Source organism: Rhodanobacter koreensis (assembly GCF_054782855.1).
Genome location: NZ_BAAGRR010000001.1, coordinates 38,648 through 55,803, shown reverse-complemented (window position 1 = coordinate 55,803; position 17,156 = coordinate 38,648). Strand labels below are relative to the sequence as shown.

Sequence of the window (17,156 nt, the reverse complement as noted above, 5' to 3'; positions counted from 1 at the left end):
ATGCATGAGTGCCGTTGCCGGAGTGACCGTGTCGAAGGACCAGCACTGGCTGTCGTTCCACATCGGCGCCCAGCTGTATGCGGCGCCGTTGGCCGATGTCAGTGAAGTCATCCGCCCCGGCGAACTGACGCCAGTGCCGGGTGCCGCCGCCGACCTGCTGGGCATCCGTCTGTTGCGTGGACGCATCGTGCCGGTACTGGACGGTTGCCTGCGCCTGGGACTGCCGGTATTGCCGGCCGCTGATCCGGAGCGGATTCGCGTGGTGATGCTGTCGCACGGCAGTCACCTGGTTGGTTTGCAGGTAGACGATATTGGCGAGTTGCTGCGGATCGACGGTGGCGAAATCGCGCCGCCACCGCCGGGACGTGCCAGCCGGCCCGATGACCCGGTGAGCGGCGTGCTGGCCTGGAAGGGTGAATTCGCCGCCTTGCTCGATATACGTCGACTGTGCCGCTTGCAACAGGAGGGTGGCGATGGCGCTTGAGATCACGGTCGGCATATTGCTGCTGTTGGCCCTGCTGCAGTCCGCCGTGCTGCTCCAGTTGTGGCGGCAGTCGCTTCGGCTGAAGCAAGACATCGTCAACCTGACCCGCAGCGTGTCCCACGCGGTCCAGACCGACGTGCCGACGTCGATGGTGGTGAGTGCACTGGGGCGCATGGAACAACGCATGGCCGTGTTCGAGCAACAGCCGGCAGCGGCCTCGCTGACGCCTTATGAACTGGCCCAGCAACTGGCGCGCGAAGGTGCGGATGTCGAGCAGATGGTTGCACGTTGCGGCCTGTCCCGCGATGAGGCCCGACTGATCCGGCAACTGCATCCTGCCGGTCACTGAGCCGCATCGTGCTGTTCATCACCGGCTATTCTTCGGCCGCATCGTAGACCGCGGCCAGCACCGATGCGGCCGCGGCATAGAGCAATGCCGGAACGTCGTCACGCAGGCGCAGCGCTGCCAACAAGGCGGCGATCTGCGGATCGTGGTGCAACGGCAGACCCAGCGCCCTGGCGCGTGCAAGCAGGCTGTCCAGCGATTCGGCCGGCATCGCCTTGACCTCGTTCGCGCCGCTGGCCAGTTTCAGGCTGACCCTGCGCTGGGCAGGTGCTGGTGTGCTCATGCAGTTGCCTTCAGCAGCACGGCACTATGCCGGTTGTGAGGCTGCGGCAGGCCTGTCTGGCAACTCAGTTGATCGAGCAGTACGCCGCAGGCGGCCAGTCGCTGGCGCAGAGGGGTGAACTGGCGTTCCAGCCGTTGTGCCGTTTCCGCGCGCTCGGCCCACAGGCGTACCGACAGTCGCGGTTCGCGCAGTTGCAGTTCGCCATGCACGGGCCCAAGTGCAGGCAGATCAAGCGCAAAGCCCAGAGTCCAGCCATGACTGCCATCGGTGGCATCGGTGACGAACTCCAACTGCAGCTGCAGCACGTCGCGCCCGTCATGCCCTTGCAGCGGAATCTCGATCATCCAGGCCGGCAGCGTGCTCGCTTCCAGCTGGGCCACTTCCACCCGCGCCAGCGCAGCCTTGACGTCACCGTGCAGCTGGTTGAGCAGCAGATCCACGTCGTCGGCGTCGGACGCAGGCGGCAGCGGCAATCGTGCCTGTGCCTGCAGGCCGCGTTGAAGCAGGGGTGGTGCCGTGTCGCTGCGGTTCGGGGAGGGTGGCGAAGGAGACTGTCGATCGAGCAGCCCGACCAGCCGCAGCAGTGCGCTTTTCCAGTCCTCCTCGGCCAGTGCCGTCAAGTTGGCCTGGGGGTCGGCCAATTGCGATTCGAGAAACAGGCCGCTGCGGCTGATCGCCACGCGCAGGCCCTCGCCGGTAGTGACGTCGGCAGGCGTGCGCATGGCGTGTTCGAGCAGGGCCAGCGCGGTACGCAGGTAGGGCGGAAGCTGGCGCATCATCGGCCGTTGCGCCAGCGCGCCGAGTGTGGCCAGCAGCGGCGCGTAACCATTCTGCTGCGGCAACCGTTCGCGCAGCACGCGCTGGAATGTCGGGTCGGCAGGGTGGGGCAGGAGCACTTCCAGCTGGGGTTGCGCTCCAAGAGTCAGCACACGCACCTGGAACTGGGCAGGCAGCTGGCTGCCGGGTACCTCCGCCTCCACGGTCAGGCTGCCGACCTGCAACACCAGCAACCCCTGCGGGTTGACGCCCAGCGGCCGCGCCGACAGCACGGTGCCGATGCGCCAGCTCTGCGCACTGGTGCCGGAGGCAGCACCGGCCCATGTGAGGGCGGCAACGCTGGTGGGTTGGATGATCAAGAGGAAGTCCTGCGCGGGTTTGCCCGCGAGCCGAAATGGGTCCGTCCAGAAGGGCATCGGCGCCACGCGGGAAAACTTGAGGGTTGCGCGTCCGATGCCTGCTGGCTGGTGCCCGCGCGCACGGCGCCGATCCCGTCGAGCCGATGGCGCGGCGCTAAAGCGATTGTCGCGCCGGCCGATAAGCCCTTCGTCAACGCACACAGTGCAGCGGGGTGATGGCATGGGCGGCAAACAAGCGGGTGTGAAGGCAGCGAAGTCGGATCTGCCGCAGACAGCCATGGCCGCAGGGTCGGAAGCAGTCGTCCGCGTGGAGCCGATCGTGCTGACGCTTCCGGCGGATTGCCGCATGGCAGCCCAGGCTTCGCTGATGAAGACATTGCTGGATGTGCTGGATGCAGGCGAGATCGTGCTGGATGGTCGCGCGGTGGAACGTGCCGATACGGCGGCACTGCAGTTGCTGACGCTGTTCCAGCGCGAACTCGGTGCGCGTGGCGGCAAGTTGAGCTGGTGCGGCACGAGTGACGCCCTGAATGAAGCGGCCGCTTTGCTGGGGCTGGCACAGATATTGGAAATGCCGGTGGCGACACCGGCCTGACACGAGGTGGAAGCATGGCAAAGATTCTTGCGGTAGACGACTCGACTTCGATGCGCGACATGGTGGCCTTCACTCTGCGTGGAGCAGGGCATGAGGTGACTGGGGCCGAGAACGGCCAGCTGGCGCTGGATGCGGCCCGCACCGGCACGTTCGATCTGGTACTGGCCGACGTCAACATGCCGGTGATGGACGGCATTGCGATGGTGCGCGAGCTGCGCACGCTGGATGCGTACAAGGGTGTGCCGATCCTGATGCTGACCACCGAATCGCATACCGAGAAGAAAATGGAAGGCAAGGCTGCCGGCGCTACCGGCTGGCTGGTCAAGCCGTTCGATCCGGAGCAGCTGCTGGCGACCGTCAAGCGCGTGCTGGGCTGAGGACAACCATGAGCGCAGTCGACCTGACTCAATTCCACAAGACTTTCTTCGAGGAAAGTCTGGAAGGGCTCGATGCGATGGAAGCGGCCCTGCTGGCACTGGATTCGGGGTCGGCCGATACCGAGCTGGTCCATACGATCTTCCGTGCCGCGCACTCCATCAAGGGCGGTGCGGCCACCTTCGGCTTTACCGACGTGGCCGCATTCACCCATGTGGCCGAGTCGTTGCTGGAGGAAGTCCGCAGCGAACGGCGCGCGGTGGAAACCGGACTGATCGAACTGCTGCTGCGTTCGGTCGACTGCCTGCGCGCCATGCTTGGTCGTTCGCGCCATGCCGAGCCGGCGGCCGATGCCGAGAGCGAATCGTTGCGTGCCGAGCTGGTGCGGCTGGTCGGTGGCAAGGCCGCCGAAAGGGCCGCGGTCGCCACGCCGAAGGCTGCCGCCGACGGTTGGGAAATCGGGTTTGTCGCCCTGCCGCATCTGCTGCAGACCGGCAACGACCCGCTGCGACTGTTCCGGGAACTGCAGCAACTGGGCCGGCTGGAAGTGGTGCGTGCGTACATTGTCGATGGCGCGCCGGCACAGCTGGTCGCACTCGACCCCACGAAGTGCTATCTGGGCTGGGATCTGCGTCTGCATGGAGCCATTGCGCGCGGCGATATCGACGCGGTGTTCGACTGGCTCGACGGTGATTGCGAGCTGGTGATCAAGCCGCTGGTCAAGGCACCGGCAGCCAGCGTCATCGCGATGGCCATGAATGAGTCGCTGCCGACTGCATCTGCTGCGGCACAAGTGCAATCCGTCGCCGCACCACGCCAGGTTCGCGAAACACCGGCCGCATCCAGCGAAGGCAGCTCGATCCGCGTAGGCATCGACAAGGTCGATGCGCTGATCAACATGATGGGCGAGCTGGTGATCACCCAGTCGATGCTCAGCGAAATCGGCGAGACATTCGACGTGTCGCAACTGGAGCGGCTGCGCGAAGGGTTGGTACAGCTTGAACGCACCACGCGCGAATTGCAGGAAAGCGTCATGCGCATCCGCATGTTGCCGATCGGCTCGGTGTTCAACCGGTTTCCGCGGCTGGTGCATGATCTGGAGCGCAAGCTCGACAAGCGGGTCAAGCTGGAGTTGCACGGCGAAGGCACGGAGTTGGACAAGACGGTGCTTGAAAAGATCGGCGATCCGCTGGTGCACCTGGTGCGCAATGCGATCGACCACGGACTGGAGTCGCCCGAGCAACGCCGGATCGCCGGCAAGTCCGAAACCGGCACGCTCAAGCTCAATGCCTACCACGAAGGCGGCAACATCGTGGTGCAGATCAGTGATGACGGTGCAGGCCTCAACCATGCCGCGATCGTCGCCAAGGCGCAGCAGAATGGCCTGATCGACGCCGGCCAGGAACTCAGTGATGCCGAGGTGGCCGAGTTGATTTTCCAACCGGGATTTTCCACGGCAGCCAAGGCTACCGACCTTTCCGGCCGCGGTGTCGGCATGGATGTCGTGCGGCGCAACGTGCGCGATCTCGGTGGCAGCGTCGGCGTGCGCAGCATCAGCGGCAAGGGCAGCACGTTCACGATCGCCCTGCCGCTCACCCTGGCGATCATTGACGGCCTGGCCACGGCGGTCGGTGCCGAGCGTTACATCGTGCCGCTGACCTCGATCGTCGAGTCGCTGCGACTGCGCACGGAGATGGTGCGCAAGATCGCCAGCGGTGGCGAGGTGTTCCATTTTCGCGATGCCTATCTGCCTATCGTGAGGCTGCATCAGGCGTTCGCCTGTGCGGATGCAGTGACCGATGTCGAGCGCGGCATCGTGGTGGTCGTGGAGGATGACGGGCGGCGCGTCGGCCTTCTGGTCGATGAGCTGCTGGGCCAGCAACAGGCCGTGATCAAGTCGCTCGAAGCCCATTACCGCCGCGTGCAGGGCGTGTCCGGCGCCACCATTCTCAGCGACGGTTCGGTCGCGCTGATTGTCGACGTGGGCGGTGTGGTGCGGCTGGGGCAGCGCAGCAAGGCAGCCTGATCGGCAACACCACCTGTCACCGCGGCAGGCGATACCCAGCTGGCAGTTGCGTTGTCCGCCGCACGTGGGCGATGCGCCCGCTGCTTGCGCGACGGCAACACATCGGCACGCGGCAGTTGTTCAAGTTTCCGCTGGCGGCGCCGACACAGATAGAGCAGCAAGGCGTCAGCAGACGTCCGTCACGAGGCAAGAGTCCATGCACGAAAGCAATCAAGGTGCGGCATCCCCCATGCAGCAGCTCACCTTCACCCTGGCGGGCGAGGAGTATGGCGTGGATATCCTGGCCGTACGCGAAATCCGCGGCTGGTCCAGGGTGACCCGCATTCCCCAGACGCCGGTCTATCTGCTGGGCGTATTGAATCTGCGTGGAGCGATCGTGCCGGTCATGGATCTGCGCCTGCGCTTCGGACTGGAGCGCGAAAGCTATGGCGATACCACGGTGGTGATCATCGTCGCCATTGCCGAGCGCCTGTTCGGCATCGTGGTGGATGGTGTTTCCGATGTCGTCGACATCGATCAGGCGGCGATCAGCCCGGTGCCCGACATGGGCACGGTGGTGGATACCCGTTATCTGAAAGGCCTTGCCACCCATGCCGAACGCATGGTGATGCTGCTGGATGTGGAAAAGCTCATGCGTCCGGAGGACGTGGAAACGCTGGATGCGGCCCTGCCGGCCGTCCAGGAAGTTGAAGTTGCCGCCTGACCCGGGAATCAAGATGAAGATGAAGACTTTCATGGCTCGCGTTACCAGCCTGTCAGCGTTGACCGTCAAGGCGCGCCTGATCGGGGTACTAGGCCTGTTGTGCGTGATGCTGCTGGTGGGCGCGTGGATCGGGCTTGGTGGCATGGCCAGCGCGAACGAGAGCGCACGGCGGATCTACCACGATGAACTGATTCCGCTGACGGATATCAATCAAGTTGCACGCAATTCGTTGAGCGACTTCATTGCGCTGAGCGAAGCGGCCTTCCACAAGGGCGACAAGGCGATCGTCAAGCAGAAGCTGGACGAAATTGCCCAGTCCGGGGCGAAAGATGCCGCGCTGCTGAAGGATCTGAACGCCACGGCCATGACGCCTGCGGTCAAGAAGCAGTGGGCGGCGTTCGAGAGTGCCCGCGCCGACGTGGCAACGTCCATGAAGGAAATCACGGATGCCCTGAATCAGGCTGATGATGACGCAAGCGGCGAACTGTATTCCGATGTGCTGCCGAACGTGGCGATCATGAGTTCGGAAATGGACAAGCTGATCACCATGCAGATCGAGGAAAGCCGGCAGCAGTACGAATCGAGCCTGGCCAGCTATCAGCGCATCCGCATCATGACATTCGGGGCGCTGGGCGCCGGCATGCTGCTGGCCGTGCTGATGGCATTCTTCCTGATCCGCTCGATCGTCGGCACCCTCAATCGGGCCGTGCGCGTGGCCAATGCGATTTCGCAGGGACAACTGGGACACCGCATCGTCAATCGTCGCAAGGACGAGCTTGGCCGCCTGCTGGAAGCGTTCCGGGCGATGGACGACCGCCTGGCGCTTACCGTTGGCGAAGTGCGCCGCGGCTCCGATGCCGTCAGCACGGCGGCACAGCAGATTGCCCACGGCAATGACGATCTCAGCCAGCGCACCCAGGAGCAGGCCTCTTCGCTGGAGGAGACCGCTTCGTCGATGGAGCAGATGACCTCCACCGTCAAGCAGAACGCGGAGAACGCAAGCCATGCCAACCAGTTGGCGCGCGGGGCGCGCGAACAGGCCGAGCGCGGTGGCGAGGTGGCGGGACGGGCCATTGTCGCGATGCGCGACATCAACACTTCCAGCCGCAAGATCGCCGACATCGTGGGGTTGATCCAGGAGATCGCGTTCCAGACCAATCTGCTGGCGCTGAATGCGGCGGTGGAGGCTGCGCGTGCCGGCGAACAGGGCCGCGGCTTCGCGGTCGTGGCTACCGAGGTGCGCAGCCTGGCCCAGCGCAGCGCCGGCGCCGCGAAGGAGATCAAGGGGCTGATCGAAGACAGCGCGGAGAAGGTACGCAGCGGTTCGGAGCTGGTCGACCAGTCGGGCAAGGCATTGGCCGAGATTGTCGAGAGCGTGAAGAAGGTCACCGACATCGTCGCCGAGATCGCCGCGGCCAGCCAGGAGCAATCGGCCGGCATCGACCAGGTCAACAATGCCGTGATGCAGATGGACGAGATGACCCAGCAGAACGCTGCGCTGGTCGAGGAAGCGGCGGCGGCCGCCCGCGCCATGCAGGAGCAGGCCGGCGAACTTACCCGCCAGGTCGGCTTCTTTCAGCTGAACGAGCATGAGGCCGTGGCCGTGGCGGAACCTGCGCCATTGCGCGCGCGGGCCGTGGCGGCCGAAGCCGAGGCTGTTTTTGCTGCCGTGCGCAATGCGCCGTCGGTACCGGTCCGGCCGGCACGGGCGGTGGCGGAGGCCGACACTGCGGCCGGTGTGTGGAAGGAGTTCTGAGTGAACGCCGCGATCGGCATGCTCAACGACGGCGTGGCTGCCATCGGCAGCAACGGGCCCGTACTGGGGAATGCCGAGTTCCAGTTCCTGCGCGGCTTTGTGCTGGAGCAGTGCGGCATTTCGCTGGGTGAGCACAAACATCAGCTGGTCCAGGGCCGTCTGTTGCGTCGACTGCGCGCGCTGGGTCTGAAGAGTTTCGGCAGTTACTGCGAATTGCTTCGGCGCGATCCGCTAAGCGAATTGGGCGAGCTGGCCAGCGCGATCAGCACCAACGTCACGGCGTTCTTCCGCGAAGCGCATCACTACGAGTTCCTGGTCAACGAACTGCTGCCGCGCTGGCTGCATGACAAGCGTCGCGAGGGGGATCGCCTGCGCATCTGGTCGGCCGGCTGTTCCACCGGCGAAGAGCCCTATGCGCTGGCGATGGTGCTGGCCGAGGCGATCGAGCAGCACGGCAGCGCGCTGGATGCCAGAATCCTGGCGACCGACCTGTCACCGCAGGCGCTGGAAACCGCTCGCGGGGGCGTGTACCCGCTGGAGCGGCTTGCCGGCATCAGCGCGGAGCGCTGCCGGCGCTGGATGCTGCGCGGCACCGGTGAATACGAGGGATTGGCCTGTGTGCATCCGCGCTTGCGCGAGCTGGTGGCGATCCAGCCGCTGAACCTGCTGCACGAGTGGCCGATGCGCGGGCCGTTCGATGCGATTTTCTGCCGCAACGTGGTGATCTATTTCGATCAACCGACCAAGCAGCGGCTGTTCCGTCGCTATGCCGAGCTGCTGCCCAAGGGCGGCTATCTGTTTCTTGGCCACTCCGAATCGTTGCACGGCATCAACGATGACTTCGAGCTGATCGGCCGGACGGTTTACCGGAAGCTTGGCTGATGACCCTGCTGCATTTCAGACGGCCCGACAGCCCGGGTTTCGCTCCGGCGCTGCCGGGCTTCGAGCACGTGCGACGCTACTGGGATCCGGCGCAGTCCTGCGTGATGGCAAAGGTGCTGCCCGGCGAGTTCTACGTCAGTACGCAGGAGGAGCTGATTACCACCGTGCTCGGTTCCTGCGTCTCGGTCTGCATCCATGATCGCCGTGGCATTGGCGGCATGAATCACTTCATGCTGCCCGAGCCGCTGGGTGAGCGCGACAGCTGGTCCGCCACCGTGGGGCGTGCGGCACGTTATGGCAGCGATGCCATGGAGCAGCTGATCAACGCGATCCTCGGCGCAGGCGGCCAACGGAGCGAGCTGCAGGTCAAGGTGTTTGGCGGCGGCCGTGTGCTGGCGCAGCTTTCCGACATCGGTCAGCGCAACATCGATTTCGTGCAGCGTTACATCGCCACCGAAAAGCTGAACCTGTGCGCATCGGATCTGGGTGATGTCTACCCGCGGCAGGTGCAGTTCTTTCCGCTCAGCGGCAGGGTGCGCGTGCGGCTGCTGCGGCGCCACGACGATCTGGCGCTGGTGGCAGGCGAGCGCAATTACCTCAAGCGTTTGGCAAATGACCCGATAAAGGGTGAGGTCGAGCTTTTCTAGCGGACAGTTTCGGCAGCATGGCCTCGATGAGGTGGCTGCGGTACGCGATGTGGCCCGGAAGCTTCAGCAAGGCGAGATGGACAGTGATGGAAAGAGTGCGTGTTCTGGTGATCGACGATTCGGCGTTGGTGCGAAAGCTGCTGACGGCGATGCTTGCCTGCGATCCGGCGATTGAAGTGGTCGGCACCGCGGCAGATCCGTTGATCGCGCGCGAGAAGATCAAGCAGCTCGATCCGGACGTGCTCACGCTGGATGTCGAGATGCCCCGCATGGACGGCCTCACCTTTCTGGAGAACCTGATGCGGCTGCGGCCGATGCCGGTGGTGATGGTGTCGTCGTTGACCGTACAGGGGGCCGAAGTTGCCTTGCGCGCGCTTGAACTGGGTGCGGTGGATTTCTTCGCGAAACCCAGCAGCGACCTCGCCAACAGCTTCGGCGACGGTGCGCAGGAGATCTGCGCCAAGGTGAAACTTGCTGCCAGGGCCCGGCCACGTGCGCGTGCCGTGGTGCGCAAGCTTGAGGTGCCACCGCGGCTGTCGGCCGATGCCGTATTGCCGCGAGTGCAGGCCGCGGGTACCCGTGGCGGCAGCCCGATCATCGCCATCGGTGCATCGACGGGCGGTACCGAGGCGGTGCGCGTGGTGCTCGAATCGATGCCGCCGGATGCGCCTCCGATCCTGGTTACCCAGCACATCCCCGCCGCATTCAGCGGGCCGTTTGCGGAGCGCATGGATCGCTGTTCGGCGATGCGGGTATGCGAAGCGCGCGACGGCCAGCCGATCCAGTCCGGTCACGCCTACATTGCTCCGGGTGGCCACCACCTGCTGATGATGTGGGACGGCGCCCGCTATGTGTGCCGGCTGCATGACGGCCCGCCGGTAAACCGGCATAAACCCAGTGTCGACGTGCTGTTCCGTTCGATGGCGGCCAGCGCCGGCGCCGCTGCCATTGCGGTATTGCTGACCGGCATGGGCGATGACGGCGCGCGCGGCCTGCTCGAATTGCAGCAGGGCGGTGCGGCCACCCTGGTACAGGACGAGGACAGCTCGGTGGTATGGGGCATGCCCGGTGCTGCCTGGAAGCTGGGCGCAGCACGCGAAATGCTGCCGCTGGATCATATTGCCGAGCGCCTGCTCAAGCTCGCGTTTCAACCCCACGATGGCGCCCTGCGCGCCTGACCGACGGATACTGGCCCATGGTTGCCATTGCTCAACTTGTTCGCTTCACCGCTCAGAAGCCGCTGTACGGCTGGCTTGCCAGTACGGTGGCGCTGGTGTGCGCGCTGCTGTGGCACCCGGACTGGCTGGCGCCTGTACTGGTGGTTGCGCTCACTGCAGCATGGATAGTCGAGAGTCGCCGCCACGCCGTGCCCGTGGCACCGGTCGAGGTGATCGACAACACCGCGCCGGTGCGCGAGGCGCTGGAGGACGTGCGCAGTGCGCTGGTTGATGAACTCGGTCATGCAAGCCGCGAGCTGCATCAGGGACTGGATCTGCTGCGCGATGCAGTGTCCGAACTGGGCGGTGGCTTCGACGGCCTGTCGCGCAAGACCGAACTCCAGCAGTCGCTGCTCAAGCAGATCATCGACGTGCAGAACGGCGGCGTTTCGATACAGGATTTTGCCGCCCGTACCGGTGACCTGCTGCAGCACTTTGTCGGCATGATCGTGCAGATGTCGCGCGAGAGCCTGCGTATCGTCTATCGCATTGACGGCATGGCAAGGGAAATGGATGCGGTGTTCGGCCTGCTGAAGAACGTCAACACGATCGCCGAGGAAACCAACCTGCTGGCGCTCAACGCCGCCATCGAGGCGGCACGCGCGGGCGAGTCCGGTCGCGGGTTTGCGGTGGTCGCCGGCGAGATCCGCAACCTGGCCAGCCATTCCAACCAGTTCAACGAGCAGATCGGCAGCCACGTCGAGCGCGCACGCATCTCCATGGAACAGCTGCGCGGACTGGTCGGCACCATGGCCTCGCAGGATCTGAACGTGGCGTTGTCGGCCAAGGGCGGCATCGACGCAATGATGGCCCATGTCACCGAGAGCGACGCGCGGACCAGTGCGGTCGCCGACCAGGTGGTCGAGATCAACCGTGGGCTCGGCAGCGACGTGTCCACCACCATTCGTTCGCTGCAGTTCGAGGACATCCTGAGCCAGCTGCTGCGGCAGACGCGTACCCGACTGGTCGAGCTGCAGGAGGTGGTGGCCGAGTGCACCCACGATATCGGCGAACTGGCCTGTGCCCCGGTCGATGCGGATACCCTGATCGAACATGCCCAGCGGGTGCGCAGCCGGCTGGCGATCCAGCGCGAGAAGGCGCGTCTGCGTTCACGCGGTCCGGCATTGCAGAGCACGATGGATGCCGGCGAAATCGAATTGTTTTGAGGAGTACGCCATGATCGTCCATCACGACAGCGAACACGATTGCCTGACCCTGCAACTGGGCGACCGCTTCGACTTCAGCATTCACCGCGATTTTCACGAAGCCTGTCTGGGCAAGGGTGCCGTCGCGCGCAGTTATGTCGTCGATCTCGGCAGTGTGACCAGCATGGACAGCTCGGCGCTGGGCATGCTGCTGCTGCTGCGCGAACATGCCGGCGCGGATCGTGCCGAAATCCGCATCGTCAATGCCGACTGCGAGTTGCGCAGCACTTTGCGGGTGGCAGGTTTTGACAAGCTGTTCGTATTGCACTGACCTGCCAGCGCCGGTACGCCTTGCGTACGCAGTGCGGCGCCATATCCAGGGTCGAGTCCGGGGTTTCGAGCGTAACGAGGCAGGTCGCCGATCAGGCTTGCGGATGGTCGCACTCTGTCGTGGTCCACCGATATTTGGATCAGGACAAGCAAGCCGGATAGCAACAAGGCTCCTTGCGGAGCCTTGTTTGTCCGGTGCGCTGCCTGCGGCTTACCAGGTACGCACGGCAACTACGGTGACGCTGTAGCTGGCCATTTCCGGCTGGAAGCGGAACTGTCGGCCGAGGTCGAAGCTGGCTGCCTGGCCCGGAGCGATGTTCGTGGTGCCGGCAGGCCAGCCTTGCTTGGTCTGCAGCACATTGCCGCTGGCATCTTTTGCCTCGATACGAATCTGCGCGGCCGAAGCCGCTGCGCATTTGTTGACCAGCTGGCCGCTGAGGCTGAGTTTGAGCGTCGCGCCAGCTCCGGTATGCCCGGTGTTGAAATCCTTGATCTCGAAATCGGTGGGGGCGCAGGTGGCATGGGCGCCGAGCGGAGCGAGGACCAAAAGGGCTGAGACAAGCAGAGTTTTCATGGGCAGGAATCCATCGATGCAAAGAGCCGAGCGGGGAAGCCGATGTAGGCCGACATCCTCAAGATCGGCAGGGCTGCCGATATCTTTAGGAGCGCTCTGGATCCCGCGCGGAAATTCCCGCGATGCCTTGCGAATCGGGCAATGCCCGCAGCACCCGTTCAGTGCATGTCTAGGCCATCGCCCGGTCTGGCGTGCTCGATGAACCACAATCCGGCAAACAGTTTCGGATCGATCGAATAGCCCTCCGCGGCGCGGGCGAACAGCCAGGTGCCCGCTTCGAGGCGCGGGACTTCGTGTACCACGATGTTTTCCGTTTCGTCACCGCCGCCCGGACCCACCTTCTCCAGGTCCCAGGCACGCACGAACGCGATCATCTCGGTACTCATGCCGGACGACGACGGACCGCGGTGGACGAAGTCGACGCATCGGCAACGGTAACCGGTTTCCTCCTCCAGTTCGCGCTGCGCGGCCAGCTGTACGCTTTCGTCGGCCTGACCGGCCATGTCGCCGACCAGGCCAGCCGGCATTTCGATGGTGTTCTGCAGGATCGACACACGGTACTGCTCGACGAACAGCACCTTGTCGTCCGGCGTCACCGCCAGGATGATCACCGCGCCGCCGGGGTTGTTGCGTTCGGCGTATTCCCAGCGACCGCGCTTGCGCAGGCTCAGCCAGCGGCCTTCGTACAACGTTTCCACCGGAGCGTCGGCGTCGACGGGAATGCGGTTTGCGAGGTTGTTCATGGGCAGCCACCGATCCGAAGACAGCACACATGGTGACGTGCCCCGGCGATGACGACAACCGGCGTGCCACGATCAGCGCAACAGGGCACGCAGCCGGCTGCGGGTGAAGGCACCGAAACGCAATTGTTCGCAGAGTGCGTCGAACGTGCCGGGCTCGTTGCGCCGGCGCAGCAGCGCCTCGATGGTAGTTGCGCCTGGCGCATCCAGTGCGATGCGGGTAAGTCGGCGATAGAGCCGGGCCTGCTCGGCATGTTCGCGCAGCTTCACGGCACAGGTGGCAGCACCGCGCAGGCGCAGGAAGGCTACTTCGTCGATGCGGTCGAGCAGGTTGTCCAGGCTGCCGAAGTGGCTGAGCAGGGCGGCGGCGGTCTTCGCGCCGATGCCGGGTACGCCGGGAATATTGTCCACCGCATCGCCACACAGGGCGAGATAGTCGGCCACCTGCTGGGGGTGTACGCCGAGCTTTTCGTGCACGCCGACCGGTCCCCAGCGCTGGTTGCGGGCGTAGTCCCATTGCTCGTCATGCTCGCCCAGCAACTGGCCGAAATCCTTGTCGGCGGAAACGATCACACTGCGCCAGCCCTGCGCGCGCAGGTGCCACACCGTGCTGCCGATCAGGTCGTCGGCCTCGAAGCTGTGATCGATCATCACGTGGATACCGAGCGCCTCGGTGACGGCGCGGCACTGCACGAACTGCCGTTCGAGGTCTGGCGGCGGCAGCTCGCGATTGGCCTTGTAGGCCGGGTAGATCGTGTTACGAAACGAGCTGGTCAGCGAGGCGTCGAACGCCACTGCAATGTGATCGGGCTGTGCGCGTTCCAGCAGTTCGCACAGGAAACGGGTATAGCCGTGCACGGCATTGACCGGATGGCCGTCAGCGTCGAAGAACTCGTCCGGCATCGAGTGCCATGCCCGGAACACATACAGGCTTCCGTCGACCAGATGGACGGCTGGAAGTCCATTCGCCGATGCGTTCACGGCGTCCATGTGCCCAGCAGGTCGGTCAGCACCGGGCGATCGCGGTCGGGCACATCGATCTGCCGCGTGCCCAGGTGCACGAAGCCGACCACGTGCTCGTGTTCCGCCAGTCCGAGGATCGCCGCAACCTCGCGGTCATAAGCCGCCCATCCGGTCAGCCACTGCGCACCGTAGTCCAGCGCATACGCGCCCAGAAGAATGTTATAGGCCACATTGCCGGCGCAGAGTTTCTGCTCGATCTCGGGCACCTTGCTGTCGGCGTGCAGGCAGGCGACCACCACCATCACCAGCGGGGCAAAGGTATAGCGCAGACGCTCCTTCTCCAGCTTGGCTTCGGACAGGTCAGGGCTGTTGCGGATCGCGATGGAAGTCAGCTGCTCTCCGAATTTCAGTTTCGCCCCGCCCTGCAGGCGGATCAGCCGGAACGGCGCCAGCTTGCCGTGGTCGGGGACGCGGATCGCGGCCTCCAGCAGGGCATGCAGGGTCGCTTCGTCCGGTGCCGGCTCGCCGAGCTGGCGCGAGGGTACGGAATGGCGTTGCTGGAGCAGGGTTAACGAGCCGGGCATGGAGTAGACCGAATGGATGGACTTGCCCATGCTAGCCGGCAAGCGAATGCTGTGCGATCAGTACGGGAGCACCTCTCCCTGGTTTTGCGTACAGGCGGGACTTTGGCGTGCCACAAATCGGGCGTACGATGCGGGCATCCGGGGGCTTCCCATGAAGCGATTGCTGATCTGCCTGGCCGCATTCAGCTTGCTGGCTTTCGCGCCACCAGAAGTTGCGCGTGCCAATGCCGAGTCCGGCGCCGTGAGCTTGCGTGCGGCTGTGCTGCCGGCGGGGATTGATCCTGTCGCCGCCAACGTGACGGCGGGCGCACTGGATGGTGCTTTCAAGCCCGTTCAGCTCGGTGGGCTGGTTTTCGACAGGGGAGTTGCGCGCTGGTATCGCCTGCAGCTCACGGCAGACTGGCGTGAACGCAGCCCGCCATTGCTGGTGATACAGGGCGCACGCTTTCAGCCGGTGACACTGTTCGCTGCGCCGGACTTTCGGCCGCTGATCCAGTACCACGCGCAAAGCGGTCGTGATCCGCGTTTCTCGCGTCGCGCGCTGGTTTTCGAACTGCCGCGAAATCTCGGTGCCGCCCAGGGCATCTATCTCCGCGTGTCGGCTTCCAGCAAGCGCATGCCATTCAGTGCCGAGGTGTATCCGGAGGAGGTCTATCAGGCGGCCGATATCCGCTGGACGCGGTTGATGACATTCTTCGAAGCCGTGCAACTCACCATGATCCTGGTCGGACTGACACTCTGGCTGGCTTTGCGCGAGAAGCTGTACGGGTTCTTTGTCGGCTACCTGGCGCCGCAGTTTCTCTATCTGCTGGTGTCTACCGGCGATCTTTATCTATTGCCAGGCAGTCAATGGCTGGAACCGTTGGGCATCCGTGTACTGTGGTTTGTGGCGGCCCTGAGTACGCCATTCGCGCTGTCGTTTCTCATCGAGTTCTGCGATATGCGGCGCATCGCGCCGCATTTTGCGCGCGTGCTGTCCGGGTTGCGGGCGCCGTGGGTAGTGTTGACGCTGACCTCGTTGCTGCCGATGAGTTTTCACGCCGGAAACAGCCTGCAGCCGGATATCGGCAACATGCTGTTCCTGATCTGCGGCGCAGTGGCGATCCTCTCGGTAGTCGTGGCATGGCGCCGCGGCAGCGTGGCGGCCGGCATCTTTTTGCTTGCATGGAGTCCGCAATCGGTGTTCACCGCGCTGCGTGCCGCGCAATTGCTGCTGGCGACCCCGCTGCCCGGCTGGCTTGAATTCGTCCTGCCGGCATCGTTGTCGTTGTCCAGCCTGGTACTGACACTCGGATTGGGCGTGTCCACGCTGCAAATACGTCGTGAACGCGACCGCGCGCGCGACGAGGCGCAGCACGATGCGCTGACCGGACTGCACAACCGCCGCGCCTTGATGGTACGCATGGCCGAAGCGCTGACTGCAGCACGGCAGGCGCAACAATCGCTGTCCTTGATCTTTCTCGATCTCGACCATTTCAAGGTGGTCAATGATCATCACGGGCATCTTGTCGGCGACGCCTGCCTGCGAATCGTCGCCGAACGCATTCAGTACGAACTGCGGCCGGGCGACATTCTGGCGCGCTGGGGCGGCGAGGAGTTCGTGGTGTTGCTGCTCCATGCCGGGCGGCCGGAAGCAGAGGCTATCGGTGAACGCATACGCCGCCGCGTCGAGTCCGATCCGTTCCAGGCCGGTGGCGAGACGGTCAGGTTGACCGTCAGCCTGGGTGTCTCCGGTTTCGGGGGGGCGGGGCAGGATTCGCCCGAGCAGCTGATCGAGCAGGCCGATGCTGCGCTGTATCGAGCCAAGTCGGGTGGGCGCAACTGCGTTGCGGTTTATCCGGCGTTTGGCGCGACCGCCTGAATCGGCCGCGCTGAATATCACGCCGTAAGCGGCAGCTTGAAAGATCCGGGCAACAGTGCTCCCACGGTGGTTTCCTGCACGTCGCCGCGCAGGTTGCCCAGCAGTACCGGCATGGCATCGCCGCACAGTTCGGCCATCACCTGGCGGCAGGCGCCGCAGGGGCTGACCGGGCCGTCGGTATCGGCGATCACCGCCAGTGCGGCGAATTCGCCGGGCCGACAGCCGGCTGCGACTGCGCCGAACAGGGCGGTACGTTCGGCACAGTTGCACAGGCCGTAGGCGGCGTTCTCCACATTGCAGCCGCCGAAGCGGCGACCGTCGCGAGTCAGCAGCGCGGCACCGACCTGAAAGTGCGAATACGGCGCATAGGCCTGTTCACGCGCGCTACGTGCGAGTGCCAGCAAGTCATCGAAAGCGTTGGGTGATACGGGCATCGGGATCTCCAGCGATGACCCCGGGCGGCATGGGCCGCTTGTGCCGGCGGGCCAGCTTACTCTTTTGGGTGACGT

General features: G+C 64.6%; 20 protein-coding genes. 13 read left to right on the top strand and 7 right to left on the bottom strand.

Features of this window, described 5'->3' with window-relative positions:
• Positions 1–4: 4 nt before the first annotated feature.
• Positions 5–484, top strand: coding sequence for a chemotaxis protein CheW (locus ACYVKM_RS00310; RefSeq protein ID WP_460874993.1), 480 nt, complete (start codon positions 5–7; stop codon positions 482–484).
• Positions 474–833 (top strand): DUF2802 domain-containing protein, encoded by a 360-nt coding sequence (locus ACYVKM_RS00305; protein ID WP_460874992.1) that lies wholly within the window; start codon positions 474–476, stop codon positions 831–833. The genes ACYVKM_RS00310 and ACYVKM_RS00305 overlap by 11 nt, the downstream gene beginning before the upstream one ends.
• 25 nt (positions 834–858) lie before the next feature.
• Here the strand turns inward: ACYVKM_RS00305 and ACYVKM_RS00300 are convergent, their stop codons facing one another.
• Together ACYVKM_RS00300 and fliK are read right to left on the bottom strand one after the other, a co-directional pair.
• A complete protein-coding gene (locus ACYVKM_RS00300; RefSeq protein WP_460874991.1) occupies positions 859–1,113 on the bottom strand; it encodes a flagellar biosynthesis protein in 255 nt (84 codons plus the stop codon).
• Complete coding sequence (fliK, locus tag ACYVKM_RS00295) at positions 1,110–2,249, bottom strand: flagellar hook-length control protein FliK (protein WP_460874990.1); 1,140 nt, start codon at positions 2,247–2,249, stop codon at positions 1,110–1,112. Before fliK ends, ACYVKM_RS00300 begins: the two co-directional genes overlap by 4 nt.
• Before the next feature lie 220 nt (positions 2,250–2,469).
• On the opposite strand from fliK, the gene ACYVKM_RS00290 reads away from it, so the two are divergent.
• The 10 genes from ACYVKM_RS00290 to ACYVKM_RS00245 all read left to right on the top strand — a co-directional run bounded on the left by ACYVKM_RS00290 (position 2,470) and on the right by ACYVKM_RS00245 (position 11,926).
• The gene (locus ACYVKM_RS00290) at positions 2,470–2,844 is read left to right on the top strand and encodes an STAS domain-containing protein (RefSeq protein ID WP_460874989.1); all 375 of its coding nucleotides are present in this window, start codon (positions 2,470–2,472) and stop codon (positions 2,842–2,844) included.
• 14 nt (positions 2,845–2,858) lie between these two features.
• Positions 2,859–3,221 carry a response regulator gene (locus ACYVKM_RS00285; RefSeq protein WP_460874988.1) on the top strand — a complete coding sequence of 121 codons (363 nt, stop codon included), beginning with the start codon at positions 2,859–2,861 and terminating at the stop codon, positions 3,219–3,221.
• Between the two features lie 8 nt (positions 3,222–3,229).
• Positions 3,230–5,245, top strand: coding sequence for a chemotaxis protein CheA (locus ACYVKM_RS00280; RefSeq protein WP_460874987.1), 2,016 nt, complete (start codon positions 3,230–3,232; stop codon positions 5,243–5,245).
• A 196-nt stretch (positions 5,246–5,441) separates the two neighbouring features.
• Positions 5,442–5,948: a chemotaxis protein CheW gene (locus ACYVKM_RS00275; protein ID WP_460874986.1), complete on the top strand. Its 507-nt coding sequence runs from the start codon at positions 5,442–5,444 to the stop codon at positions 5,946–5,948.
• Between the two features lie 13 nt (positions 5,949–5,961).
• Entirely contained in the window at positions 5,962–7,704 is a 1,743-nt protein-coding gene (locus ACYVKM_RS00270) for a methyl-accepting chemotaxis protein (protein WP_460874985.1), read from the top strand.
• Positions 7,705–7,722: 18 nt separating this feature from the next.
• Positions 7,723–8,586: a CheR family methyltransferase gene (locus tag ACYVKM_RS00265; RefSeq protein WP_460876467.1), complete on the top strand. Its 864-nt coding sequence runs from the start codon at positions 7,723–7,725 to the stop codon at positions 8,584–8,586.
• A complete protein-coding gene (gene cheD, locus ACYVKM_RS00260) occupies positions 8,586–9,233 on the top strand; it encodes a chemoreceptor glutamine deamidase CheD (protein ID WP_460874984.1) in 648 nt (215 codons plus the stop codon). Before ACYVKM_RS00265 ends, cheD begins: the two co-directional genes overlap by 1 nt.
• 86 nt (positions 9,234–9,319) lie before the next feature.
• Positions 9,320–10,411 (top strand): protein-glutamate methylesterase/protein-glutamine glutaminase, encoded by a 1,092-nt coding sequence (locus ACYVKM_RS00255; protein WP_460874983.1) that lies wholly within the window; start codon positions 9,320–9,322, stop codon positions 10,409–10,411.
• A gap of 17 nt (positions 10,412–10,428) precedes the next feature.
• Positions 10,429–11,616 carry a methyl-accepting chemotaxis protein gene (locus tag ACYVKM_RS00250; protein WP_460874982.1) on the top strand — a complete coding sequence of 396 codons (1,188 nt, stop codon included), beginning with the start codon at positions 10,429–10,431 and terminating at the stop codon, positions 11,614–11,616.
• A gap of 10 nt (positions 11,617–11,626) precedes the next feature.
• A complete protein-coding gene (locus tag ACYVKM_RS00245) occupies positions 11,627–11,926 on the top strand; it encodes an STAS domain-containing protein (protein WP_460874981.1) in 300 nt (99 codons plus the stop codon).
• 210 nt (positions 11,927–12,136) lie between these two features.
• Here ACYVKM_RS00245 and ACYVKM_RS00240 read toward each other — a convergent pair whose 3' ends face one another.
• From ACYVKM_RS00240 to ACYVKM_RS00225, 4 genes are all read right to left on the bottom strand, one after another.
• Positions 12,137–12,499, bottom strand: coding sequence for a hypothetical protein (locus tag ACYVKM_RS00240; RefSeq protein WP_460874980.1), 363 nt, complete (start codon positions 12,497–12,499; stop codon positions 12,137–12,139).
• A gap of 158 nt (positions 12,500–12,657) precedes the next feature.
• A complete protein-coding gene (locus tag ACYVKM_RS00235; RefSeq protein ID WP_460874979.1) occupies positions 12,658–13,242 on the bottom strand; it encodes an NUDIX hydrolase in 585 nt (194 codons plus the stop codon).
• Positions 13,243–13,314: 72 nt separating this feature from the next.
• Positions 13,315–14,229: a 5'-3' exonuclease gene (locus ACYVKM_RS00230; RefSeq protein WP_460874978.1), complete on the bottom strand. Its 915-nt coding sequence runs from the start codon at positions 14,227–14,229 to the stop codon at positions 13,315–13,317.
• Positions 14,217–14,786 (bottom strand): nitroreductase family protein, encoded by a 570-nt coding sequence (locus ACYVKM_RS00225; protein ID WP_460876465.1) that lies wholly within the window; start codon positions 14,784–14,786, stop codon positions 14,217–14,219. The genes ACYVKM_RS00230 and ACYVKM_RS00225 overlap by 13 nt, the downstream gene beginning before the upstream one ends.
• A gap of 151 nt (positions 14,787–14,937) precedes the next feature.
• Between ACYVKM_RS00225 and ACYVKM_RS00220 the strand changes: the two genes are divergently transcribed.
• Positions 14,938–16,647 carry a diguanylate cyclase gene (locus tag ACYVKM_RS00220; RefSeq protein ID WP_460874977.1) on the top strand — a complete coding sequence of 570 codons (1,710 nt, stop codon included), beginning with the start codon at positions 14,938–14,940 and terminating at the stop codon, positions 16,645–16,647.
• 17 nt (positions 16,648–16,664) lie between these two features.
• Here ACYVKM_RS00220 and cdd read toward each other — a convergent pair whose 3' ends face one another.
• The gene (cdd, locus tag ACYVKM_RS00215; RefSeq protein WP_460874976.1) at positions 16,665–17,081 is read right to left on the bottom strand and encodes a cytidine deaminase; all 417 of its coding nucleotides are present in this window, start codon (positions 17,079–17,081) and stop codon (positions 16,665–16,667) included.
• Positions 17,082–17,156: the final 75 nt, after the last annotated feature.

Excerpts from the sequence above, each read along its gene's own strand:
- ACYVKM_RS00220 (WP_460874977.1), top strand. The coding sequence starts at position 14,938 with ATGAAGCGATTGCTGATCTGCCTGGCCGCATTCAGCTTGCTGGCTTTC.
- ACYVKM_RS00255 (WP_460874983.1), top strand. The coding sequence starts at position 9,320 with ATGGAAAGAGTGCGTGTTCTGGTGATCGACGATTCGGCGTTGGTGCGA.
- ACYVKM_RS00300 (WP_460874991.1), bottom strand. The coding sequence starts at position 1,113 with ATGAGCACACCAGCACCTGCCCAGCGCAGGGTCAGCCTGAAACTGGCC.
- ACYVKM_RS00225 (WP_460876465.1), bottom strand. The coding sequence starts at position 14,786 with ATGCCCGGCTCGTTAACCCTGCTCCAGCAACGCCATTCCGTACCCTCG.
- ACYVKM_RS00305 (WP_460874992.1), top strand. The coding sequence starts at position 474 with ATGGCGCTTGAGATCACGGTCGGCATATTGCTGCTGTTGGCCCTGCTG.
- cheD (WP_460874984.1), top strand. The coding sequence starts at position 8,586 with ATGACCCTGCTGCATTTCAGACGGCCCGACAGCCCGGGTTTCGCTCCG.
- ACYVKM_RS00235 (WP_460874979.1), bottom strand. The coding sequence starts at position 13,242 with ATGAACAACCTCGCAAACCGCATTCCCGTCGACGCCGACGCTCCGGTG.
- cdd (WP_460874976.1), bottom strand. The coding sequence starts at position 17,081 with ATGCCCGTATCACCCAACGCTTTCGATGACTTGCTGGCACTCGCACGT.
- ACYVKM_RS00240 (WP_460874980.1), bottom strand. The coding sequence starts at position 12,499 with ATGAAAACTCTGCTTGTCTCAGCCCTTTTGGTCCTCGCTCCGCTCGGC.
- ACYVKM_RS00290 (WP_460874989.1), top strand. The coding sequence starts at position 2,470 with ATGGGCGGCAAACAAGCGGGTGTGAAGGCAGCGAAGTCGGATCTGCCG.
- ACYVKM_RS00245 (WP_460874981.1), top strand. The coding sequence starts at position 11,627 with ATGATCGTCCATCACGACAGCGAACACGATTGCCTGACCCTGCAACTG.
- ACYVKM_RS00230 (WP_460874978.1), bottom strand. The coding sequence starts at position 14,229 with ATGGACGCCGTGAACGCATCGGCGAATGGACTTCCAGCCGTCCATCTG.
- ACYVKM_RS00310 (WP_460874993.1), top strand. The coding sequence starts at position 5 with ATGAGTGCCGTTGCCGGAGTGACCGTGTCGAAGGACCAGCACTGGCTG.
- ACYVKM_RS00250 (WP_460874982.1), top strand. The coding sequence starts at position 10,429 with ATGGTTGCCATTGCTCAACTTGTTCGCTTCACCGCTCAGAAGCCGCTG.
- ACYVKM_RS00265 (WP_460876467.1), top strand. The coding sequence starts at position 7,723 with ATGCTCAACGACGGCGTGGCTGCCATCGGCAGCAACGGGCCCGTACTG.
- ACYVKM_RS00275 (WP_460874986.1), top strand. The coding sequence starts at position 5,442 with ATGCACGAAAGCAATCAAGGTGCGGCATCCCCCATGCAGCAGCTCACC.
- ACYVKM_RS00280 (WP_460874987.1), top strand. The coding sequence starts at position 3,230 with ATGAGCGCAGTCGACCTGACTCAATTCCACAAGACTTTCTTCGAGGAA.
- ACYVKM_RS00285 (WP_460874988.1), top strand. The coding sequence starts at position 2,859 with ATGGCAAAGATTCTTGCGGTAGACGACTCGACTTCGATGCGCGACATG.
- ACYVKM_RS00270 (WP_460874985.1), top strand. The coding sequence starts at position 5,962 with ATGAAGATGAAGACTTTCATGGCTCGCGTTACCAGCCTGTCAGCGTTG.